The following is a 22178-nucleotide window of genomic DNA, read 5'->3' as shown; positions in this document are numbered from 1 at the left end:
AAATTTTGTTAAAATTAAGTGATAAATTACATAATTATCATTAAAAATGATATTTCAATGATAATTAGTTAAAAATAGATTAAAACCAGCGTCTTCTAAAAAGCCCTAAAAGTGATTGTGGGTCTGCTGTAAATATAAATCTAATGCTTTGGCTATAATGTGGCTGTCCAATTTCCCATCCAAGGTTAGAATATATAGGAAAGTATATTTCAAAATAATCAGTTACCAGATTGATTCTTATACCAGAATCATAAACAAACTTTGGAGATTCAAACTTATTTTTTACATACCCCACATCGCCGTATAGTAAAATATACTTCCATAATGTTGTACTGGCATTAATGGTTGTAATCCATTGATTAGCAAAAGGCGGGTCTAGTTTTGACTTGAATCCACCCTCTGCAGGAATATATTGCTGACTAAAGATACCAGATGTTTCCGATCTACCCAGGTAGTTATAATCAAATAAATAATCTGTAGGTCTATCCAGGGCGAAGCTAAAGTAATCAGAATCAGGTTCTGTACTATTACTTAAGAACGTTCCGGCAAATGCTCTTAGATTCAATTGCCTGTTATTCTCAAATAGTTGCCTGTATTCGTAATTAAATGATAGCTTACTGAACTTTTTACTTATTTGAAAATCAGCTTCCCATCTGTTAAAATTAATAAGGTTGTTGTTTGAATGTATGTAACGTGTATTAAAGATAGAGTAATTAGGTTCATTTGAGGTTAAAAGATTACTGATGTCACGGTCTCTATGGATATCAACATACCTAAAGATTAGTGTTTTATTTTTATTTGAGCGTAAATCATTATTCTCTCTAAACTTAAAGGTTAGAATAGGGGTTAATCTTCTGACAAATAAATCTTCTGCATAAGAATTGTAACTGCCTACAAGGCCATAATTAATATAATACAAATTACTGTTCTCTAAATAATGTGTTTTAGAAACTGCAAGTGAGCCTGTTATGGATTTAGACCCAAAAGCATAACGCGTTGAGATCTTATAATTAAAAAGTTTTCTTAAAATAGTTTTGTTATATGCTTTTACACCTAATGTAACCCCGTCGTAAATATTGTTAAATTCAGCAAGAGGCATTAAAAAAACCTGATTATAATAGGGGTCTTCAATATCTTTAAAAAGCCTGAACTGTAAAGGTTTATTGTTGAAGAAGAAACCTTTTAAGGATTTCCAGTTGTCTCTTAGGTTAATTTCAGGAATGGTATTGTTATAATTTAAAACAAGTTTATTGGCATCATTTCTGGGGATAGTTAGTGTTTTGCTTTTTGAAATATTTTCTACCCAATACTTAGATAATATGCTATCATTATTTAGTGTATATAATGAAACAGGCATATTATTATCTCGCTTATTCTTTATTGTAAGGGTAATTGAATCTTCTGTTTTTATAACTTTTTTAATTTTGAAATCTATTTTCTTTCGGGTTCTTAGATAATCTTCAAAAAACCAATCAATGTTTTTATCTGTTAACGATTTTAAATGATTTTCAAAATCTTTGGTTGAAGTCTGTTTTAATTTATTTTGACGAATAAAGCTTTCTATTCCATTTTCAACCACATCATGATTTACAAAATCATCCAAATATTTAAGACCAACACCAGCTTTATATTTGCTGGCAATGTTCTTATTAAATTTTAAAAGGGAGTCTTTTTGTTTGGTTAATGCCTGATCCCTGTTGGTTCTGGCTATAAGCATAAAAGCCAATACGTACTTATCATTAAACTTCATATCTGCCGCATGAAATGACCTTACACCCCAAACATCAGCTATAGAACCTAAAAACTTCATATCCGGGTAATGCTTATCTATGTATTTCATGGCATAATAAATCTGTATGCCATCAAATAACCATTGTTCCTTCCTTGGATTTAATAGGAGTGTGTTTTCCAGATAGTTATGTATCGTGATTTTTAAAAGCCTTAATTCATATTCAAAATTGCTAGGGTAGGGTTTTATGAATTTGGGCAAAAAGTTTAAACCATAAATAGGGTCCTTTTCATAATCAATTTGGGATAAAAGAAGTTTTTTGTATGGGTATTCCCCAAAATGATTTAATACAAAATCTGTTATTTTTTCTGTGATTAGAACCTTATCTAAAACTTCCAGGCCACCATCATTTATATCAGAAACAATAGCTATTTTATCGGATTGTATCGTATTGAATTTAGACTGTTTATTTAAGAATAATTTATTGGAGTTTCTAGCTTTTCCTTTTAGTGTAATTATCTTTTTATCAGGTGTTTGCGATTCTTTATCTACATCCAAATCTGAAGTTGATTTGTAGGCTATTGGATATTCAATTTCTAAACTAACATCAGACTTTGGAATGAATAAATCGTCTAAATCCTTATTACTATAATATTGCCATTCTCCGTTATAAACAGCCGGTGTGATATACCAATACCTTAGATTTAAATCGCCTGTATCTGTAATACCATAGCTTGTAAATTTAGCGCTTGGTAACTGGACTAAGTATTCCAGTTTAAGCGTGTAGGTTCCATTTGGGGCTAGAGGTTCAGCAAGTATAACTTTTACTATATCACTTTGGTTCTTAAGTCTTTCAAAAGTCAAATCCTGATCATTTTGTTTTAAAGCTGTTATTACTGTAAAACCTCTGTCTTCATTTTTAGCCAGATGAAAATCATTTTTAAATTCATCTGCCATTCTAATGGCCAATGGTGTTTTTTTAGTAGAATAACTATTACTCCAATCACTTAGATAAATAGTATCAAGCTTGTCTGATGTTGTATTTTGGTATTGAATGGTTTGCGAAATCTTAACTTGTTTGTTTTCTATATCAAACACAGCCTTGAGGTCAATTCTATTTTGACTAAAGCTCAAGCAGCATAGTGAAAGAAAAACAATACAATTAAAAACACGCAACTTCAATATAGAATAGCATTAGGGTTAAACTCAAAGTAAGGCGTTGCAATATAATAAAATTATAGTGGCTTAAAATTTATTTATGCTAGGGTATCTAAGTCGTTTAAGTTTTATATATAAGCGCTAAGTACCTACTAGAAGTTTGGACTTAAGTTAGATTTTTTATAAAAATTGTCTAGAATGGTAATAACTTCTTCTTCAGTATCAACCAAATGAATAAGATCCAGGTCTTTAGCACTGATATTACCAAATGTATCTAAAAGTGTTTTTTTAACCCAGTCTATAAGGCCTTTCCAGAACTCAGTACCGACTAAAATAATTGGGAATTTTCCAATTTTATGGGTCTGTATAAGTGTCATTGCTTCAAATAACTCATCAAGTGTCCCAAAACCACCGGGCATGACAACAAATCCCTGAGAATACTTTACAAACATAACCTTACGAACAAAAAAGTAATCAAAATCTAAATTTTTATCAGCATCTATATAAGGATTGTCATGTTGTTCAAAAGGAAGTTCAATATTTAAGCCTACAGAGGTACCGCCTCCTAAATGTGCGCCTTTGTTACCAGCTTCCATGATTCCCGGGCCTCCACCGGTTATAACACCATATCCGGCTTCAACAATAGCCTTGGCAACACGCTCTGCAAGTTTGTAGTATTGATCTTCCGGCTTTGTTCTGGCCGAACCAAAAATAGAAACACAGGGTCCTATTTTGCTCATTTTTTCAAAACCATTAACAAATTCGCCCATGATCTTGAATATGGCCCATGAATCATTGGTCTTTATTTCATTCCATCCTTTATGATGTTGTTCCTTTCTCATGCTTTAAATTTTTAGTCTAAGTTACAGTATACAAATTAGCTAATCTAAATGTAATTCTTTTTTAAGAAATTTAGCAGTATAACTTTTTTTATGTTTTATAATATCTTCAGGGCTACCTTCTACAATTATTTGTCCGCCACCTTTTCCGCCTTCATAACCAATATCAATAATATGATCTACCATTTTAATAACATCCAGGTTGTGTTCTATAATTAATACCGTATTTCCTTTGTTTGCTAATTTATTTAACACGATCATCAAAACACGTATATCTTCAAAGTGTAATCCTGTAGTAGGCTCATCCAGTATATAAAATGTATTTCCCGTATCTCGTTTTGAAAGTTCTGTAGCCAGTTTAATACGTTGTGCTTCACCTCCAGAAAGTGTTGTACTTTGCTGTCCAAGGGTAATATAACCCAGGCCAACATCTTTTATGGTTTTTAGTTTATTATAGATTTTAGGAATATGTTCAAAAAATGTAACGGCCTCGTTAATGGTCATATTTAATACATCACTGATGCTTTTTCCCTTATAACGAATTTCTAATGTTTCACGATTGAACCGTTTGCCCTGGCAGGTTTCACATTCCACATACACATCTGGCAAAAAATTCATTTCTATAACTCGTAATCCGCCACCTTGACAAGTTTCACAACGCCCTCCTTTTACATTGAAACTAAATCTTCCTGCTTTGTAACCACGAATCATAGCTTCAGGGATTTTTGCAAACAAAGCCCTAATTTCACTAAATGTGCCGGTGTAAGTTGCCGGATTGCTTCTTGGTGTTCTGCCAATAGGAGATTGATTGATATCTATAACTTTATCAATGTGCTCCAGGCCTTTTATGCTTTTATAGGGCATTGGTTTTTTTACCCCATTAAAGTAATATGCGTTTAAAATAGGGTACAAGGTTTCATTAATTAAAGTAGACTTACCACTACCTGAAACACCGGTAACACCAATCATTTTTCCTAATGGAATTTTAACTGATACGTTTTTTAAGTTATTTCCGGTACATCCCTTTAATTCTATGTAATTACCATTTCCGCTACGTCGTTCTTTGGGTACTGCAATTTCTTTATTGCCATTTAAATAATCAGCTGTAAGGGTATCGTGAGATTTTAATTCGTCAGGGCCTCCTATACTAATAATATCACCACCATGTTTGCCAGCTTTAGGACCAATATCAATGATATAGTCAGCACGTTCAATCATGTCCTTATCATGTTCCACAACAATAACAGAGTTACCAATATCTCGCAGCGACACTAATGAGTTTATCAGTTTTTCATTATCACGTTGATGCAAACCTATGCTGGGCTCATCCAATATATAAAGCACACCAACCAATTGAGAACCTATTTGGGTGGCTAACCTGATACGTTGCGCCTCTCCTCCGGAAAGTGATTTGGAACTTCTGTTTAGGGTTAAATAATCTAAACCTACATCCAATAAAAACTGAAGTCTGGATTTTATCTCTTTTAATATTTCTTCAGCTATTTTCAGTTGTTTTTCTGAAAGTTGTTCATGTAAGTTGTAAAACCAATCCGCTAATTCTACAATATCTGTATTTGCAAGGTCTGCAATATTTTTTTCATTTATTTTAAAATATAGCGATTCCTTTTTTAAACGTGAACCTTCACAAACCGGGCAAGTAACTTGATCCATGAATTCTTTTGCCCAGCGTTTTAATGATGAAGATTCGGCTGTTTTGTATTGATTTTCAATAAAGTTAGCAACGCCTTCAAAATCTATTTTATAATCTCTGGTAACGCCTAAAGTTTTACTTTCAATTGAAAATTTATCGTTTCCACCATATAAAATCATCTGTTTTGCTTCTGCAGGTATGTCTTTATAGGCATCGGATAGTTTAAAATTGAAACGCTGGGCAATGGTTTCAAACTGTTTGAAAATCCAGCTGTTTTTTTCCTGACCATGTGGTGCTAATGCACCATTACTTATTGAGAGTGTATCATCCGGAATAATTTTACTTTCATTAATTTGATATAAAGTACCAATACCGTTACAGTGGCTACAGGCCCCTTTTGGAGAATTAAAAGAAAAGTTATTAGGTTCCGGATTAGGGTATGAAATTCCAGAACTTGGACACATTAAACTTCTACTAAAATATCGGGCTTCATTAGTATCCTGGTCAATAACCAAAAGCACATCTTCACCATGGTACATGGCTGTATTTATGGTTTCTGTTAAGCGTTTGTCATTGTCAACGGTATCATCTACAACTAATCTGTCGATTACAATTTCTATATCATGGGTCTTATACCGGTCCAGTTTCATGCCTTTTATAATATCACGAATCTCTCCGTCAGTTCTTACCTTGACAAAGCCTTGTTTTGCAATCTGTTCAAATAATTCGCGATAATGCCCTTTTCTGGAGCGAATAACTGGAGCTAAAACATTAATGCGTTTTCCCTTAAAATCACTAATGATAAGTTCTTTTATTTGCTCATCACTGTAACTGATCATTTTGTCGCCCGTATTATAACTATAAGCATCACTGGCTCGGGCAAAAAGTAATCGCATGAAATCATAAATTTCTGTAATGGTACCAACTGTAGACCTGGGAGATTTACTGGTTGTTTTTTGCTCAATAGCAATAACGGGGGAGAGTCCATCAATTTTATCCACATCAGGGCGTTCTAAGCCACCTAAAAACTGCCTGGCATAAGCAGAAAATGTTTCTATATACCTGCGTTGCCCTTCTGCATAAATAGTATCAAAGGCTAATGACGATTTTCCGCTACCTGACAAACCCGTAATGACTACAAGTTTTTCTCTGGGAATGGATACATCAATGTTTTTAAGGTTGTGTACTCGTGCTCCTTTTACTTCAATAAAATCGTTGTATCGGCTCATATAATTACAAAAGTGCAAAGGTACAATTTTGATACTAAATTTTCAGAAATGTTAAAAGCAATTAGTATTGTAAAAAGTAAAGCGAAAGACTATTGTTAATTATAATTCTTTCGCTTTTTAACGTATTTTGGTTTAGTATAAAATTAAGATTCTACTTTTATAATTTCACCGGCTTCTATAGATTCGGTATAATTAGCTTTAACCTGTTTTAGATACCCAAAAAATTTTTTTCCATCTTTTCTTTCAAGGATAACATGGATATCCCCATTATCATCATTGACTTCTTTTACAACTACTAATTCCTCGTGCACACTTTTGTAACTGGCTATACTACCTCGTTTTACAATAAAGTTTAACCTGGGGAAATCAATGTGCTTAAACGAGACTCTTTTTGGGGTTTTGATTTTTAAAACATCTCCAATTTTTGGATCTGTGTTGTTTGGAGTTATAGGTGTATCGGCAGAAGCAAATGTCATTCCATAAACTAAAAACAATACATAAAGCAATCTTTTCATAAATGTATATTTTAATATTAATACTACTAAAATAAAAAAGTAAAATAGCTTTTCTTAATAGTCTTACTGTCAATAAGTGATTGAGTTTTTTTATAATACATTATTATTTTGATGGTATAAGGAGAGAAAACATTAAGATTTATGAAATCTACCTATGTTTTTATAATACTAAAAAAACCGACAATAGTTTTTTTATGCTTTTAGGGGGTATTTCTTTGGGGGATATTTAAAATATACAATTAATGAAGTATTAACAAAATTTTAACGTTTATAAGGCGGTTCTGTTACTTGTATATTGATTTATTTTAGTGAATTTTAAAACCAAATTGTATCGTACATTAAAAAAGTAAATATGAAATTATTAGGAATAGGATCAAGAATTAATCATGTTGAATATGGAAAAGGTGTTGTAACTAACGTAACATCACAGCATTACTGGGTTACTTTTATTGAAAATGGATTAGAAACTATTGATATAGATAGTGATTTTGAAGTGATTGAAGCCGCTGACGGTGATGTAGACACCATTAGTTTTTTTGAAGTAGAGCGTAGTTTGGTAAACATATTGAAAAAATGGAGTGACGCCAGTGAAATAGTACCTATAGCAGATAAGTATAAAGGGGGCAAACTTATATTACAGCCGGCTGACGATGATTTAAAACCTTATGAATTACCAATTGATAAGTTCTTTCATAAAATCATTATGGTTAGAGACCGATTACGGGTAATGGAACAACGTATTAACTCCAGTGATTTGGATGAACAAGGCAAAATTGATTTGCAGCAATATATTACCAGAATTTATGGTAGTTTAACCAGCTTTAATATTTTGTTTAAATCAAAGAGTCATAATTTTGTGGGGCAGAGGAGTAAGTAAAGCAATATTGAGCTGAACTACTAGTTGAATTATTCTATTCCCTTAATATCACTAATCTCCAGGCCAAAGAACATAAACTTGTGAAATGTTGGAAGCTGAGCTCCACTTTCGGTAACAGTCCAATTATTCCATGAGGCTTCTAAACCGTCAATAGGGAGAAGAGAAGTCCACATTTTAAACGCAATGGGTTTGTTGTTATCGTCAAGCAACCATAAATAAGAATCGTCGGGCGTATAGGTAACCAAAAGGGCATTTTTATTATGCTCGGTTTTTACAATTTGGCGTAGTGTACCCTCATCAAAAATTTTATAGGGCGCTACCAGCCAAAACGAGTCTTTATTATAATATTTGATAGCTTTTTCAATGAGATCATCAGTCATGTCACTTTCATTTTTAAAACCGTGTATGTAAACACGGCTTTGACTGTAATCATTTAAGTCAAGAATTACTTTATAGTCTTTCCAATAGACTTCACATATATTTTTAGCTTTATTCCAGTTATAATGTCGTCGTTTTTTAAATGTCCATTCTATGTGATTGGTATTTTTGTAAGCTTCATAATCTAAAGCAACTAACATTTTTTTTGCTAAGGCATCAGCTTCGTACCCCTGAATTCCTACAGGAAGCTCTTCGTTGTATTTGAAGTACAGGAACCCAAAAAACAATATACTGGGTAGTGTCAGGAATATGATCACTCCGGCAATTATTTTTAAGATGTTTCTTGGCTTTTTGGGTTTCAAGTGTTTTAATGGTTAGGTGTAACTCTTGTCTAAATTATTAAATATGATATTTTTAGAAAAAGAAATTGATTAAAAACCGACGGCAGTATCATCTCCTCGATAATCTGCACCACCCTCATACCTGTTATCGTCCAAAACCAGTATTCCATCGACCTTGCCTATTATAACAGATTCTTCCTCACGAATTGAATACCCTAAGCTTTCAAGCTTATTAATTGTTGATTTATTAAAAGCTTTAGGTTCTACTTTGATTTCATCCGGTAACCACTGATGGTGAAACCTTGGTGCATTTACAGCCTCCTGCATAGTCATATTAAACTCATGCACATTAAGTATAGTTTGCAAAACAGATGTGATAATTGTGGAGCCGCCAGGAGTACCTAAGGTCATATATAATTTGTTATCTTTTTCAACAATAGTAGGGGTCATGGAACTAAGCATCCGTTTTTCAGGAACAATGCTATTGGCTTCAGCACCAATAAGCCCAAACATATTTGGTGCTCCGGTCTTGCTGCTGAAATCATCCATTTCATTATTTAAAAAGAATCCGAGTTCAGAGCAATATAATTTTGAACCATATGCGCCGTTTAAAGTTGTTGTAGCTGCAATAGCATTTCCAAATGGATCAACTATAGAATAATGCGTGGTTTCATCACTTTCAATGATTTGAACGTCACCATGAGAAACCTGGGTTGATAACGTGGCTTCTTTAAATGTAAAATCAGCCATTCTGGATTTTAAATAATTGTTGTCAATAAGCTTGTTTATAGGGATATCAACAAAATCAGGGTCACCCAGATAAAAACTTCTGTCTGCATAAGCTCGTCGTTCCGCTTCTGTTATAAGTTGAATTGCCTTTTGTGAATTATGGCCATATCTATGAAGTGGATAGTGTTCTATCATTCCCATGATCTGGGCTAAACATATGCCACCACTTGCAGGAGGCGACATAGAGATAATTTTTAAATCATCATAAGTGAATGTTATTGGAGTGCGCCATTTGGCTTCATATTTAGCTAAATCTTCTGTAGTTATTATGCCTCCATTTTGTTGGATAAAGCGGGCCAGTGTATGTGCTGTTTTGCCTTTATAAAATTCGTCTCTGCCATATTTTAAAATGCGTTCCAGAGTTTTTGCTAAAGCCGGATATTTAATAGTGTCATGAGTTTTCCATACTTTATCAAAAACAATAGGGGTTTTATTTGCTTTTGGAAAGAGTGGCTGGTATTTTTTTATACGCTTTTCTTGTTTTTCTGTTACAACCACGCCTTTATAAGCCAGCTCAATTACCGGCCTTAAAATTACCTCAATAGGCAAAGAGCCTAATTTTTCATGAACCTCAAAAACACCAGCTATAGTCCCTGGAACTCCTACAGCCATAGCTCCAAGAGTACTTTTGTTAGGAATAACCAGACCGGATTCATCTAAGTACATGTCTTTGGTGGCGGCTAAAGGAGCTTTTTCCCTGTAATCAATAGCTCCAATATCTCCATTGGCTTTTCTATAGACCATAAATCCGCCGCCACCTAAATTACCGGCATAAGGATAAGCTACTGCAAGCGCTAATTCTGTAGCGACCATAGCATCAAAGGCATTTCCGCCTTTTTTAAGAATGTCATTTCCAATTTTTGAAGCTTCAACTCTGGCCGAAACTACCATAGCATGCTGTGTAATTAAACCGCTTTTGTTAACCTTGAGTTCAGTTGTTTTACATGAGATGGCACAATATATCAACGCTATTGAATAAATGATTTTTTTTCTCATTTAATCCTGATTTAACTCTAATAGTTTTTTATTGGAAGAAACGATGAGCTCTTCAAAAAAAGAAGAAAATTCATTTTCAAACGCTTCATAAAATTCCTGAAGCTCAACTACCGCTTCATTCATACTGGATCGGTTTTTGGTTCTTCGGTTCATGCCATCAAGAACTCTGGAGATACCTTCAATAGATTTATAGCTAAGCAACCAGTTATCTGATACCATATAGGGCATCATTTTTTGAATTCTTAATGGTAAAATATCATAATGTTCTTTCAAAGAGTCATAGAATGCTTCAACATAATCTTTTAAAGGTATATTGCTGTATTTATCCCAGTTTTTGGCTAAAAAATGATCATATAAAATATCGACAATGATTCCGGAATAGTGACCGTATTTCTTATGAAGGCGCTTGGTGCTAAGCCTTACTGTTTCATGAGCATCGGTAAAAGTGTCAATATGTCTGTGCAATAAAATTCCGGTTTGAATAGCTTTGGGATATTTTTTATAACGCTTCCCCTTAATGCCATCGGCTATAAAATTACCTATTGTTACCAAATCATTATCTCCGGATAAATAAATGTGTGCTAAATAGTTCATTTGCGAAATTTACGAAAAGCGTTTAAAGAAATACGAGTTTGAAATATTATATTTGCTCGAAAATTATAATAAGGAGATTATGACACTAATAAAATCAATTTCGGGAATTAGAGGAACTATTGGCGGACAGGTAGGTGAAAACCTAACACCAATAGATGCGGTAAAATTTGCTTCAGCTTATGGTGTTTGGATAAAGCAACAGCGTAATAAAGAACATTATAAAGTTGTTGTGGGTAGGGATGCTCGTATTTCCGGTAAGATGATTCAAAATTTAGTGATGAACACTTTGATAGGTTTAGGTATTGATGTTGTTGATGTAGGGCTTTCTACTACCCCTACAGTTGAAGTTGCCGTACCTATGGAGCATGCTGATGGTGGTATAATTTTAACGGCTAGTCATAATCCAAAGCAATGGAATGCCTTAAAGCTTTTAAACCAAAAAGGAGAATTCTTAGATGCTGTTGAAGGCGCAAAGATATTGGAGATTGCTGAAAATGATGATATGAATTTTGCTGATGTTGATAGCTTGGGAAAAATAAAAAAGAACAAGGCCTATATAGATTTACACATAATTGAAGTGTTGGATTTAGACCTTGTTAACGTAAAAGCCATTGAAGGCGAACGTTTTAAAGTAGTGGTGGATGGGGTAAACTCAACAGGAGGTATTGCTATACCTTTACTTTTAGAACGTTTAGGTGTTGATGTTGTTAAATTGTATTGTGATCCAACCGGGCATTTTCCACATAACCCGGAGCCATTGAAAGAACATTTAACAGACTTATCTGATGAAGTTAAAAAACATAATGCCGATTTTGGAATTGTGGTAGACCCGGATGTTGATCGTTTAGCATTTATGGATGAGAATGGAGACATGTTTGGGGAAGAGTACACGTTAGTAGCTTGTGCTGATTATGTTTTGAGTAAAACACCGGGAAATACAGTAAGTAATATGAGTTCTACAAGGGCTTTACGGGATGTTACAGAAAAACATGGAGGTACGTATGAAGCCAGTGCGGTTGGGGAGGTGAATGTTGTAAAGCTTATGAAGAAAAATAAGGTCGTTATTGGAGGTGAAGGCAATGGGGGGATTATTTATCCGGATGCACATTATGGTCGTGATGCCCTAGTTGGTGTGGCTTTATTTTTAAGTTTATTAGCAGACAAAAAGGTTAAGGTGAGCGAGCTAAGAAAGACATACCCAAGTTATTTTATGGGTAAAAAGAAAATAGAACTAACTCCAGATTTGGATGTAGATGGTATTTTAAAAACTATCGAGGAGCGTTATCAAAATGAACAATTAACAACCATAGATGGTGTGAAAATTGATTTTTCAGAGAGCTGGGTACACTTACGTAAAAGTAATACAGAGCCTATAATTAGAATTTACACCGAAGCTAAATCACAAGATGAAGCTAATGAATTGGGAGATAGGTTTATTAAGGAAATAGGAGAAATTGCAAGTTCTTAAGTTATTAGAATAATATACAATTGAACACATTAAAGCGCAAGGTATTGCGCTTTTTTTATTTTTATCTTTTAAGAAATGCGTGAGCTGCGTACCACAGAAACCTGAATTAGGTAAGTCTGGTTCAAATTCATGTAACTTATGGTCATTTTAAAAAATGAATAGTTTGAAAGCATTACATTTATCTTGATAATTAATATTTCGGATTCATACCATGCTTTATTTAAAACCTCTACATGTTGTAATATTTTCATTGTCTTTTAGTGCTTCATTGCTGTCTTGTAAATCAAAAAAAGAGACGAATCCGATTGAAAAACCAAATATTGTTTTCATTATTGCGGATGATGTCAGTTGGAATGACATAGGACCTTATGGCCATAAAAATGTAAGAACACCAAATCTTGATGCATTAGCTAAAGCAGGAATGGTATTCAATCAGGCCTTTTTAACAACCAGTTCATGTAGCCCCAGTAGAACAAGTATAGTTTCAGGGTTATATCCTCATAATACGGATGCCGAACAATTATCATGGCCGTTACCGGAAACAAAGAAGACATTTGTACAAGAATTGAAGAATGCGGGATATTGGACAGGTTTAGCAGGTAAATATCATATGGGGGATCCTGTAAGAGATGATTTTGATATTTTATTAGAGATGCAATGGAAAGATGCCCCTATTGGAATTGACAGAAGATTGGTTGGGGATGGCAGTGGTTGTGACGACTGGATTAAACTTTTAAGGCAACGACCAAAAGGTAAGCCATTTTTTACATGGCTGGCTTCTTTTGATGCCCACAGACCTTTTTATGAAGGTATGAGCGATAACCCTCATAGTTTTGAGGACGTTGTTATTCCTCCTTATATTCCGGAAACTGATAAGGTTAAAAAGGATTTTGCCTTGTATTATGATGAAATTGCCAGGATGGATGATTATCTTGGAAAAGTGGTCGCAGAACTGGAAGCTCAGGGAGTTGCAGATAACACCTTAATACTTTTTGTTTCAGATAATGGCAGAGCCTTTCCAAGAGACAAGACCACACTTTATGATGGAGGTATAAAAACCCCATGGATAGTAAAATGGCCTGCAAAGATCAAACCGGGAAGCGTAAATAACCATTTGATCAGTTCTGTTGACATTGCACCTAGCTTTATGAGTTTGGCCGGTTTAACACCCTTAGAAGCATTTGATGGTAAAGATTTTATATCTATGTTGACCGATACCACAAAATCCATAAGAGAAGTTATTTATGCCGAAGATCATTTTCATGATTTTGAAGATTATACCCGTGCCATAAGAACAAAACAATATAAATATATTAAGAATTATTATACTGATTTACCTAATACACCATCTGCTGATATTATTAGAGATTTGTCGTGGCAAAGTATGATAGAAGAAAAGCAAAAAGGAACACTTAATGAAGCACAGCAGCATTGTTTTAAAATTCCGAGACTAGAAGAGGAATTGTATGATGTTATAAAAGATCCTAATGAATTGAATAATTTAGCGCTGCAGGTTGAATATGCTGATGTGTTGGATCACATGAGAGCCAGGTTAAATAGTATAAGAGAGGCTACTAATGATTATTTACCACCAATTAGATTGAATGATGACTTTAATAGAAATACCGGTATGCCAACAAAATACAGGATACGTCCAAGACCGTTTAAGGCAGAGTATTTAAAAGCTCAGGAAGCAGGTGAGGTATTAATGAACCCGGATTTTAAAGAGCCGGAAAAGGAATAATTATACAAGTAACAGAATAACTCTAAGTTTTTCTATGCTTCCAGCGTTTATGGGTCCAGAAATAATATTGGGGAGCTTCATGAATTTGCTTTTCCAGTTCCCGTAAAAACAAATCGGTTAGCTCATAATCACTATATGCTTTTGAATCTTCAGCCAGGGTAATGATTTCGGCTTCATAGAACCCTCTTTTTAGCTTTGTCACCTTTAAGAATGCTGTTGAGAAATCCAGATTTTTAGCTAAGCGTTCAGCTCCTGTAAAACAGGGGACATCAATGCCCATAAACTTGCCCCAATATACATCCTTGCTTTGTCTTGGGGATTGATCACTTAAAAAACCGGTTATGGTTTTGATTCCTGAAGCTTCATTTTGGTTAATAATACTGATGGTTTCTTTTGTACTTATTAAAGTAGTATTGAATTTTGACCGAATAGCCCTAACCAGTTTATCAAAATGCGGATTGGCAAGCTTTTTATAGACCGCATAGCCTTTAAAATTAATATAGTTTTGAAGCACAATTGACCATTCCCAACTGGCATAGTGTCCAAAAATCAGGATAACACTTTTATTAAGTTTTTCCAGTCGTTTAAACTCTTCAGGGTTTTTAATCTTAAATCGTTTCTTTAAATCAGTTTCAGAAATGCTTATAGTTTTTGCCATTTCTAAAAACATATCGCATAAATGCCTGTAAAACGCCTTTCTTAATGCTATGATTTCTTCCTGGGGCTTATCCGGAAAAACCAGGTTCAAATTAGAAGTAACAACTTCTTTCCTGTATCCAATAATATAGTAGAGTATAATAAATACAACATCAGAGATTAGATACAATAATCTAAAGGGTAAAATAGAAGTTAGCCATAAAAGTGGATAAACCAGAATATAAACTAGAAATTGCATTAATTAATTTTAGATTTGTAAGCGCAAAGATATATTAATTTCATTTTAAACCTGAGATCCTTTATGGGCAATTTAGATTTAATAACCGTAATAATAATAGCAGCAAACGTCATCATATCCTATAAAGGGTTTGGGGACTATAGCTTTTTTGATAGATATAAATTTCAGGTTGGGGCCATCCAGCGCGGAGAGCAAATCAGAATGCTCAGTTCCGGCTTTTTACATGCTGATACCCAGCATTTATTATTTAATATGTTGACACTCTACTTTTTTGCAGATGTGGTTGTAGATATATTGGGGCCAATACAATTTTCCCTTATTTATTTTGGAAGCTTGCTAATAGGTAATTTACTCTCATTATATTTCCATAAAAATGAATATCATTATAGTGCCGTTGGTGCCAGTGGGGCAGTAACCGGAATACTATATGCTGCTATTTTACTGCAACCGGGTATGAGTCTGATGTTTTTCTTTATACCCATTCCCATTCCGGCTTACGTATTTGGTATAGGATATTTGTTATATTCTATTTATGGTATGAAAAATAAAATTGGTAATATTGGTCATGATGCCCATTTTGGCGGGGCCATAGGCGGGTATATCATAACCTTGTTTTTAGCACCCTGGCTGTTTGAAACCAGTTTGCTTATGATTGGCCTGTTAGCACTTCCTATTATTTTGTTGTTTGTGTTGAAGAAAATGGGGAAAATTTAACACTTTAATTATAGATAAAAAACGCAGTTCATAAAATTTTATAAACTGCGTTTTTTTAACCTCTATTGCTTGTTTATTGATAGAAGTACTCAATGGTCTCGGTATCCTCTATACCTTCTTCTTTTGAATTATATACACAAGTTTTCGGGTAATTTTTTTCATTATAAGTGTACTCGTAAGAATCATTATAATTATCACCTACACTGTTGGTATATTTTTCTCTATGACTAACAATATTATTGGTATTTCCATAAATTGCAGCACCAAATTCATTTTGACTCAAAATGTGTAGAGCCTCAATGGCGTGAATATTTTTAAAAGCCCCATTTTTATTATCATACCTGTAAGATATGTTATAACCCCAATCATATAATATTTCCGTAATACTACTGCCGTTAAGAGTAAAGGTTTTGATTCCGCTTAGTTCATATTCAGCATTATGGTCGCTTACATATAAAGTATCGGCTATAGTGCCATCATTATTGTAAGTAAAAATGTGTTTGTATCTACGACCACCTAAACTAAAACCTGGAAACTCAAAAAAGGTTTCAATATAAGAGGCTATTTTATTGTCAAGATTGTATTCCAAGCTAACTGAGGCCACTAATCCGTCACCCTCGAAATACTCATCCTTAACAAGATTGTCGTTATCATCATAAGTGTAAACGTTTTTGGCGCCATAACTATAATGAACACTTGTTAATTTATTACCATCGTAGTTGAAAGTTTCTGTGTATTCATCATCAGTACCAATGTTATATACAATTCTTTTAACCAAGGTATTATCTGCGGTCTCTTTTTGTTCTGGAAGATCGACAGATTCAGTGTTACAGGATAGAACAGTTACAATCATTAATACATTCAGTAGGATTAGTTTTAATTTCATTGAAATAAAATTTTTTATTAATGTATCGAAAATAGCACTTAATAAGCAATAACTGTTATGATGAATATCATTTTATTGTTATTTTATTATTTCAAATATTTGTATGGCATAGGTATTGACTTTAATTAGTTATGAATGATACTGTGAATTAATTTAAACTATTGATTTTAAGATGTTTGTGTTGATTCACGCAAAACTTTAAAAATGATCAATGCTGTTTTTAATGACAGATTGACCTAGAATATATTTATGAAGAAATCTAAATTTACTACCCTTGACAGTTTGTCACTTCAGGATTTTGACGAAAATGCTGAGTTAATTCCTTTAATGACTCCTGAGGATGAAGAAGCAATAAATAACGAAGAATTACCGGAAACTTTACCCATATTATCTTTAAGAAATACGGTGTTATTCCCTGGTGTGGTTATACCAATAACCGCCGGTAGGGATACGTCAATAAAACTTATAAACGATGCCAATAAAGGTGGTAAAGTTATAGGGGTGGTTGCTCAAAAAGATGAATCGGTTGAAAAACCTTCAGCAAAAGATATTCATGAAACCGGTACGGTGGCAAGAATACTACGTGTTTTAAAAATGCCCGATGGCAATGTAACGGTTATCATCCAGGGAAAGAAGCGTTTTAAAGTGGCGGAGGTGCTTACAGAAACACCATATATGAATGCTACAATAAGAGATATTCCTGAAGCTAAGCCCGCAGTAAAAAACAAAGAGTTTTCAGCAATTATAGACTCTATCAAAGATCTGGCTCTTGAAATTATAAAGGAGAGTCCAAATATTCCAAGTGAAGCTTCATTTGCCATTAAAAACATAGAAAGTAGTTCGTTTTTGGTAAACTTTGTATCATCAAATATGAATCTGTCGGTTGCTGAAAAGCAGGGGCTTTTGGAAATTGATAATTTGAAGCAAAGAGCATTAGCAACACTTAAATACATGAATGTTGAGTTTCAAAAGTTAGAACTTAAGAATGATATTCAGTCTAAAGTTCAAATGGATATGAGTCAACAGCAACGTGAATATTTCCTTCACCAGCAAATGAAAACCATCCAGGAAGAATTGGGAGGTGTGAGTCATGATGAAGAGCTGGAAGAAATGAAAGCCAGAGCGAAAGAGAAGCTATGGGATGAAAAAGTGGCCAAACATTTTGAAAAGGAGATTGCTAAAATGCAACGTATGAATCCTCAGGTTGCAGAATACTCCATTCAACGTAATTATTTAGAACTGTTTTTGGATTTACCATGGAATGAGTTTAGCAAGGATAAATTTGATTTAAAACGCGCTATGAAAATTCTGGACAGAGATCATTTTGGTTTGGAAGATGTAAAGCGCAGAATTATTGAATATCTGGCCGTATTGAAACTTCGCAATGATATGAAGTCACCAATACTATGTCTATACGGCCCTCCGGGAGTTGGTAAAACCTCTTTAGGGAAATCTATAGCAGAAGCCTTAGGGCGCGAGTATGTTAGAATCTCATTAGGAGGTTTACGTGATGAAGCAGAGATACGAGGACATAGAAAAACATATATTGGAGCTATGCCGGGACGTATTATTCAAAGCCTGAAAAAAGCCGGAACATCAAACCCGGTTTTTGTATTAGACGAAATAGATAAATTGTCAAATTCACATCAGGGAGATCCGTCTTCAGCAATGTTGGAGGTTTTAGACCCTGAACAGAACAGTGAATTTTATGATAATTTCTTAGAAATGGGATATGACCTTTCTAAAGTGATGTTTATTGCTACATCTAATAGCTTATCAACAATTCAACCGGCATTACGTGACCGCATGGAGATTATAAACGTTACCGGATATACTATTGAAGAGAAAGTGGAGATTGCCAAGCGCCATTTATTACCTAAACAATTAAAAGAGCATGGGCTATCTGCTAATGATTTAAAAATAGGAAAACCACAGCTAGAAAAGATTGTGGAAGGTTATACACGTGAATCTGGTGTTAGAGGACTGGAAAAGCAAGTAGCTAAAATGGTACGTTATGCGGCAAAGAATATAGCCATGGAAGAGACTTATAATATTAAAGTAACTAATGAAGATATTGTTGAAGTTCTTGGAGGTCCAAAATTAGAACGTGATAAATATGAAAACAATAATGTTGCAGGCGTAGTAACAGGTCTGGCGTGGACACGTGTAGGAGGAGATATACTGTTTATTGAATCCATTTTATCAAAAGGAAAAGGCGCCATGACTATTACCGGTAATTTGGGGAAAGTCATGAAAGAGTCGGCTACAATAGCCATGGAGTATATCAAATCAAATGCAGATACTTTTGGAATTGATACAGCCGTTTTTGATAATTATAATGTACATATTCATGTTCCGGAAGGAGCTACACCTAAAGATGGCCCTAGTGCCGGAGTAACTATGTTGACCTCATTAGTATCACTGTTTACACAAAGAAAAGTGAAGAAAAGCTTAGCAATGACCGGTGAGATTACACTTAGAGGGAAAGTACTTCCGGTAGGCGGGATAAAGGAAAAGATTTTAGCAGCTAAGCGTGCAAGAATTAAGGAGATATTACTTTGTGAAGACAACAGAAGGGATATAGAAGAAATAAAACCTGAATACTTAAAGGGGTTAACTTTTCATTATGTATCAGACATGAGTGATGTTATAAAAATAGCGGTTACAGATCAAAAAGTGAAAAACGCAAAAAAGATATAAAGCAAATTGTAAAGAAAACCTCGTGACCTAATCGAGGTTTTTTTATGATTTAAAATAAAAGACATATGCTATCGTTTTAAGATAGATTTACTTACTTTGTATCGGTAAATATGCAAAAAAAAATAGTCTCATTGCTTTGTCTGCTTATAAGCGCTTTTGCAACTGCTCAAGTTGGAGGGGAGACTACTTATCAGTTTTTAAACTTAATATCTTCCCCACGTCAGGCAGCCTTAGGAGGTAAAGTGTTTACCAATGTAGATTATGATGTAACCCAGGCGTTATTCAATCCTGCGACTATAAATGTTGAAATGGATAATCAACTGGCTGTTAATTACACAAGCTATTTGGGAGGGATAAGCTATGGTACAGCGGCCTATGCCTATACGATAGACCGAAGAACCCAAACGTTTCATGGGGGTGTAACCTATATAAACTATGGGGCTTTTGATGGGTATGATGAAGACGGTAATGCTACCGGTACTTTTACAGGAAATGAGGTAGCGCTGTCTTTTGGTTACGCGTTTCAAATTGATTATTCAGACTTTTATTTTGGTACAAACGCAAAGTTCATTTCTTCAAGGCTGGAACAATACAGTTCACTTGGGGTAGCAGTTGATGCAGGTTTACTTTATATAAATAAGGACATAGATTTTAATGCGGCTTTGGTGATCCGGAATTTAGGAACACAAATAACCACTTATGCTGATGTAAATGAACGCTTGCCTTTTGAAGTCGCTTTTGGGATGTCTCAACGTTTGGAAAATGTACCTATCAGATGGCATGTCACGCTTGAAAATTTACAACAATGGCCAATTGCCAGGCCAAATCCTGCACGCTCAGTAAGTGATTTGTCAGGAAATCAATCCTCAGAAAAAATAGGTTTTTTGGGTCAGGTTATCAGGCATACCATTGTTGGAGCAGAATTGTTTCCTGAAGGAGGTTTTAATATTCGTTTAGGCTATAATTTTAGAAGAGGTGAAGATCTAAGAATAGTAGATCAACGCAATTTCTCGGGACTTTCAGCTGGCATATCCATTAAAATGAATAAAATGCGGTTTAGTTATACCCATGCAAAATATACCAGTGCTGCAAATTCCAATTTCTTTGGACTTCAAATAGATTTGCAATAAATAGGATAGTATCAGGAGCTTAATTTCATACTTTATCAATTTAATTAATTATAGTTTTACACGTTAAGCATTTTAACTACTTTAGACGCTTTAAATTTAAACATGTCAAAAATCACTATTGCTATAGATGGCTACTCTTCTACCGGGAAAAGTACGGTAGCCAAACAATTAGCCAAACAGCTTGGTTATGTGTATGTTGATACTGGTGCTATGTATAGAGCAGTAACATATTACGCTATGCAAAATGGGTTGATAAGTGAGACTGATTTTAATAAAGAAGCTCTTATTTATCAGTTAAATAAAATCAATATTAGCTTTGAGTTTAACGATGGTTTGGGATTTGCTGAAGTCTATCTTAATAACGAGAATATTGAAAAGCAGATAAGAACACTTGAAGTATCAGGTTTTGTAAGCCAGGTCGCTGCTGTTTCAGAAGTGAGGCAAAAGCTGGTTGAGCAACAACAACAAATGGGGGAAGCCAGAGGTGTAGTGATGGATGGCAGGGATATAGGAACTGTAGTTTTTCCAAAAGCTGAACTCAAATTATTTATGACTGCATCAGCAGAAACCAGAGCAGAGCGACGTTATAACGAATTAATAGAAAGAGGAGATCAGGTAGTTTATAACGATGTTTTAAAAAATGTTTTGGAACGAGATTATTTGGATACACATAGAAAAGATTCCCCATTAATTAAGGCCGAAGATGCCATTGAAATTGACAATTCTAAGTTGTCTTTAGATGAGCAGTTCAATAAAGTTTTGCAATTGGTAAAAATGACCATTGAAGATTGTGAATAAATTTGGCTTGCACTAAACAACAAAAAGGCCTAAAAAGTGTCATTCTGAATGAAAATGAAGAATCTCATAAAGTTATAATATTCTAATTTTAAAAACAATAAGATTCTTCGCTTTACTCTGAATGACAAAATGAATTTAGACCTTTTTATTTAATCGCTATAAATTTTAGTTTCCTTTATAAATTAGGAATGATTAATTCCTGATCAGGATAAATTAAATCTGGGTTTTTTAATATATCAGAATTAGCTTTAAATATGTCTTGATATTTTGAGGCATTTCCATAATAATGTTTCGCTATTTTCCCTAAAGTTTCACCGCTTTTAACAACGTGCCTGTGGAATACACTTTCATCAGCAACTTGTATATCGGCCATAATATCATCAGGATTTTCTCCACCTATTTCCTTTATTTTATCCCATATTAAGTTTTTTTCATATTGCGTATTGGCTGTTCCCCAAACTTTTAGTTTGCCATCTTCCTCTTTTACATCGCCGTTTTGGATGTTTAATGATTCTCCAAGGTCTAAAACCGGTTGATATTTTGCTTTCATTGTCATATGTGTTAAGTGTTTATAATTTCTGTTTTCAAGATAATAAAATTCTTATTTCAAAATATTAATAGATGTTAAGTTTTTATTCCTTTTTTTGACACATGAGTTTACAGAAAGTCACAATCTTATTTATTTTCTCATTTTTAGGTATTTATAAGAATATTATGTATTTTTGCGCTCCTTTTAGCGAATCATCG

The 22178-nt window shown here is 34.0% G+C and carries 17 protein-coding genes; 7 read left to right on the top strand and 10 right to left on the bottom strand.

Annotation, left to right across the window (positions count from 1 at the left end):
- Positions 1-79: 79 nt before the first annotated feature.
- The 4 genes from VOI54_RS16860 to VOI54_RS16845 all read right to left on the bottom strand — a co-directional run bounded on the left by VOI54_RS16860 (position 80) and on the right by VOI54_RS16845 (position 7121).
- Positions 80-2863: a gluzincin family metallopeptidase gene (locus VOI54_RS16860; RefSeq protein ID WP_326284358.1), complete on the bottom strand. Its 2784-nt coding sequence runs from the start codon at positions 2861-2863 to the stop codon at positions 80-82.
- A gap of 176 nt (positions 2864-3039) precedes the next feature.
- Complete coding sequence (locus tag VOI54_RS16855) at positions 3040-3729, bottom strand: LOG family protein (RefSeq protein WP_326284357.1); 690 nt, start codon at positions 3727-3729, stop codon at positions 3040-3042.
- 39 nt (positions 3730-3768) lie between these two features.
- Positions 3769-6606: an excinuclease ABC subunit UvrA gene (gene uvrA, locus VOI54_RS16850; protein WP_326284355.1), complete on the bottom strand. Its 2838-nt coding sequence runs from the start codon at positions 6604-6606 to the stop codon at positions 3769-3771.
- Positions 6607-6749: 143 nt separating this feature from the next.
- On the bottom strand, positions 6750-7121 hold the full coding sequence (locus tag VOI54_RS16845; RefSeq protein WP_326284353.1) for a hypothetical protein: 372 nt from the start codon (positions 7119-7121) through the stop codon (positions 6750-6752).
- Positions 7122-7473: 352 nt separating this feature from the next.
- Between VOI54_RS16845 and VOI54_RS16840 the strand changes: the two genes are divergently transcribed.
- A complete protein-coding gene (locus tag VOI54_RS16840) occupies positions 7474-7998 on the top strand; it encodes a DUF8685 domain-containing protein (protein ID WP_326284352.1) in 525 nt (174 codons plus the stop codon).
- A gap of 29 nt (positions 7999-8027) precedes the next feature.
- On the opposite strand, the gene VOI54_RS16835 is transcribed toward VOI54_RS16840, so the two are convergent.
- The 3 genes from VOI54_RS16835 to VOI54_RS16825 all read right to left on the bottom strand — a co-directional run bounded on the left by VOI54_RS16835 (position 8028) and on the right by VOI54_RS16825 (position 11096).
- Positions 8028-8738 carry a hypothetical protein gene (locus VOI54_RS16835; RefSeq protein ID WP_326284351.1) on the bottom strand — a complete coding sequence of 237 codons (711 nt, stop codon included), beginning with the start codon at positions 8736-8738 and terminating at the stop codon, positions 8028-8030.
- 69 nt (positions 8739-8807) lie between these two features.
- On the bottom strand, positions 8808-10502 hold the full coding sequence (gene ggt / locus VOI54_RS16830) for a gamma-glutamyltransferase (protein WP_326284349.1): 1695 nt from the start codon (positions 10500-10502) through the stop codon (positions 8808-8810).
- Positions 10503-11096 carry an acyl carrier protein phosphodiesterase gene (locus VOI54_RS16825; RefSeq protein ID WP_326284347.1) on the bottom strand — a complete coding sequence of 198 codons (594 nt, stop codon included), beginning with the start codon at positions 11094-11096 and terminating at the stop codon, positions 10503-10505.
- 79 nt (positions 11097-11175) lie between these two features.
- Here VOI54_RS16825 and glmM point away from each other — a divergent pair, with 79 nt between their 5' ends.
- Together glmM and VOI54_RS16815 are read left to right on the top strand one after the other, a co-directional pair.
- Positions 11176-12564, top strand: a complete 1389-nt coding sequence (gene glmM, locus VOI54_RS16820) for a phosphoglucosamine mutase (RefSeq protein ID WP_326284345.1) — start codon at positions 11176-11178, stop codon at positions 12562-12564.
- Positions 12565-12775: 211 nt separating this feature from the next.
- Entirely contained in the window at positions 12776-14308 is a 1533-nt protein-coding gene (locus VOI54_RS16815) for a sulfatase family protein (protein WP_326284343.1), read from the top strand.
- 22 nt (positions 14309-14330) lie between these two features.
- On the opposite strand, the gene VOI54_RS16810 is transcribed toward VOI54_RS16815, so the two are convergent.
- Positions 14331-15203, bottom strand: a complete 873-nt coding sequence (locus VOI54_RS16810; RefSeq protein ID WP_326284342.1) for a lysophospholipid acyltransferase family protein — start codon at positions 15201-15203, stop codon at positions 14331-14333.
- Positions 15204-15266: 63 nt separating this feature from the next.
- On the opposite strand from VOI54_RS16810, the gene VOI54_RS16805 reads away from it, so the two are divergent.
- Positions 15267-15917 (top strand): rhomboid family intramembrane serine protease, encoded by a 651-nt coding sequence (locus VOI54_RS16805; protein WP_326284340.1) that lies wholly within the window; start codon positions 15267-15269, stop codon positions 15915-15917.
- Between the two features lie 73 nt (positions 15918-15990).
- On the opposite strand, the gene VOI54_RS16800 is transcribed toward VOI54_RS16805, so the two are convergent.
- Entirely contained in the window at positions 15991-16803 is an 813-nt protein-coding gene (locus tag VOI54_RS16800; RefSeq protein ID WP_326284338.1) for a hypothetical protein, read from the bottom strand.
- A 249-nt stretch (positions 16804-17052) separates the two neighbouring features.
- Here VOI54_RS16800 and lon point away from each other — a divergent pair, with 249 nt between their 5' ends.
- The 3 genes from lon (at position 17053) to cmk (ending at position 21431) form a co-directional block, all read left to right on the top strand.
- A complete protein-coding gene (gene lon / locus VOI54_RS16795; protein ID WP_326284337.1) occupies positions 17053-19503 on the top strand; it encodes an endopeptidase La in 2451 nt (816 codons plus the stop codon).
- A gap of 110 nt (positions 19504-19613) precedes the next feature.
- Positions 19614-20633: a type IX secretion system protein PorQ gene (gene porQ, locus VOI54_RS16790; RefSeq protein WP_326284335.1), complete on the top strand. Its 1020-nt coding sequence runs from the start codon at positions 19614-19616 to the stop codon at positions 20631-20633.
- 102 nt (positions 20634-20735) lie between these two features.
- Positions 20736-21431, top strand: coding sequence for a (d)CMP kinase (cmk, locus tag VOI54_RS16785; RefSeq protein WP_326284334.1), 696 nt, complete (start codon positions 20736-20738; stop codon positions 21429-21431).
- Positions 21432-21606: 175 nt separating this feature from the next.
- Here cmk and VOI54_RS16780 read toward each other — a convergent pair whose 3' ends face one another.
- Positions 21607-21987 (bottom strand): LysM peptidoglycan-binding domain-containing protein, encoded by a 381-nt coding sequence (locus VOI54_RS16780; RefSeq protein ID WP_326284332.1) that lies wholly within the window; start codon positions 21985-21987, stop codon positions 21607-21609.
- Positions 21988-22178 lie beyond the last annotated feature (191 nt).

The sequence above is a fragment of the Alterotamlana spongicola genome, from assembly GCF_035818475.1.
Taxonomy (GTDB): domain Bacteria; phylum Bacteroidota; class Bacteroidia; order Flavobacteriales; family Flavobacteriaceae; genus Cognatitamlana.
This window is presented reverse-complemented; position numbering and strand designations above follow the sequence as displayed.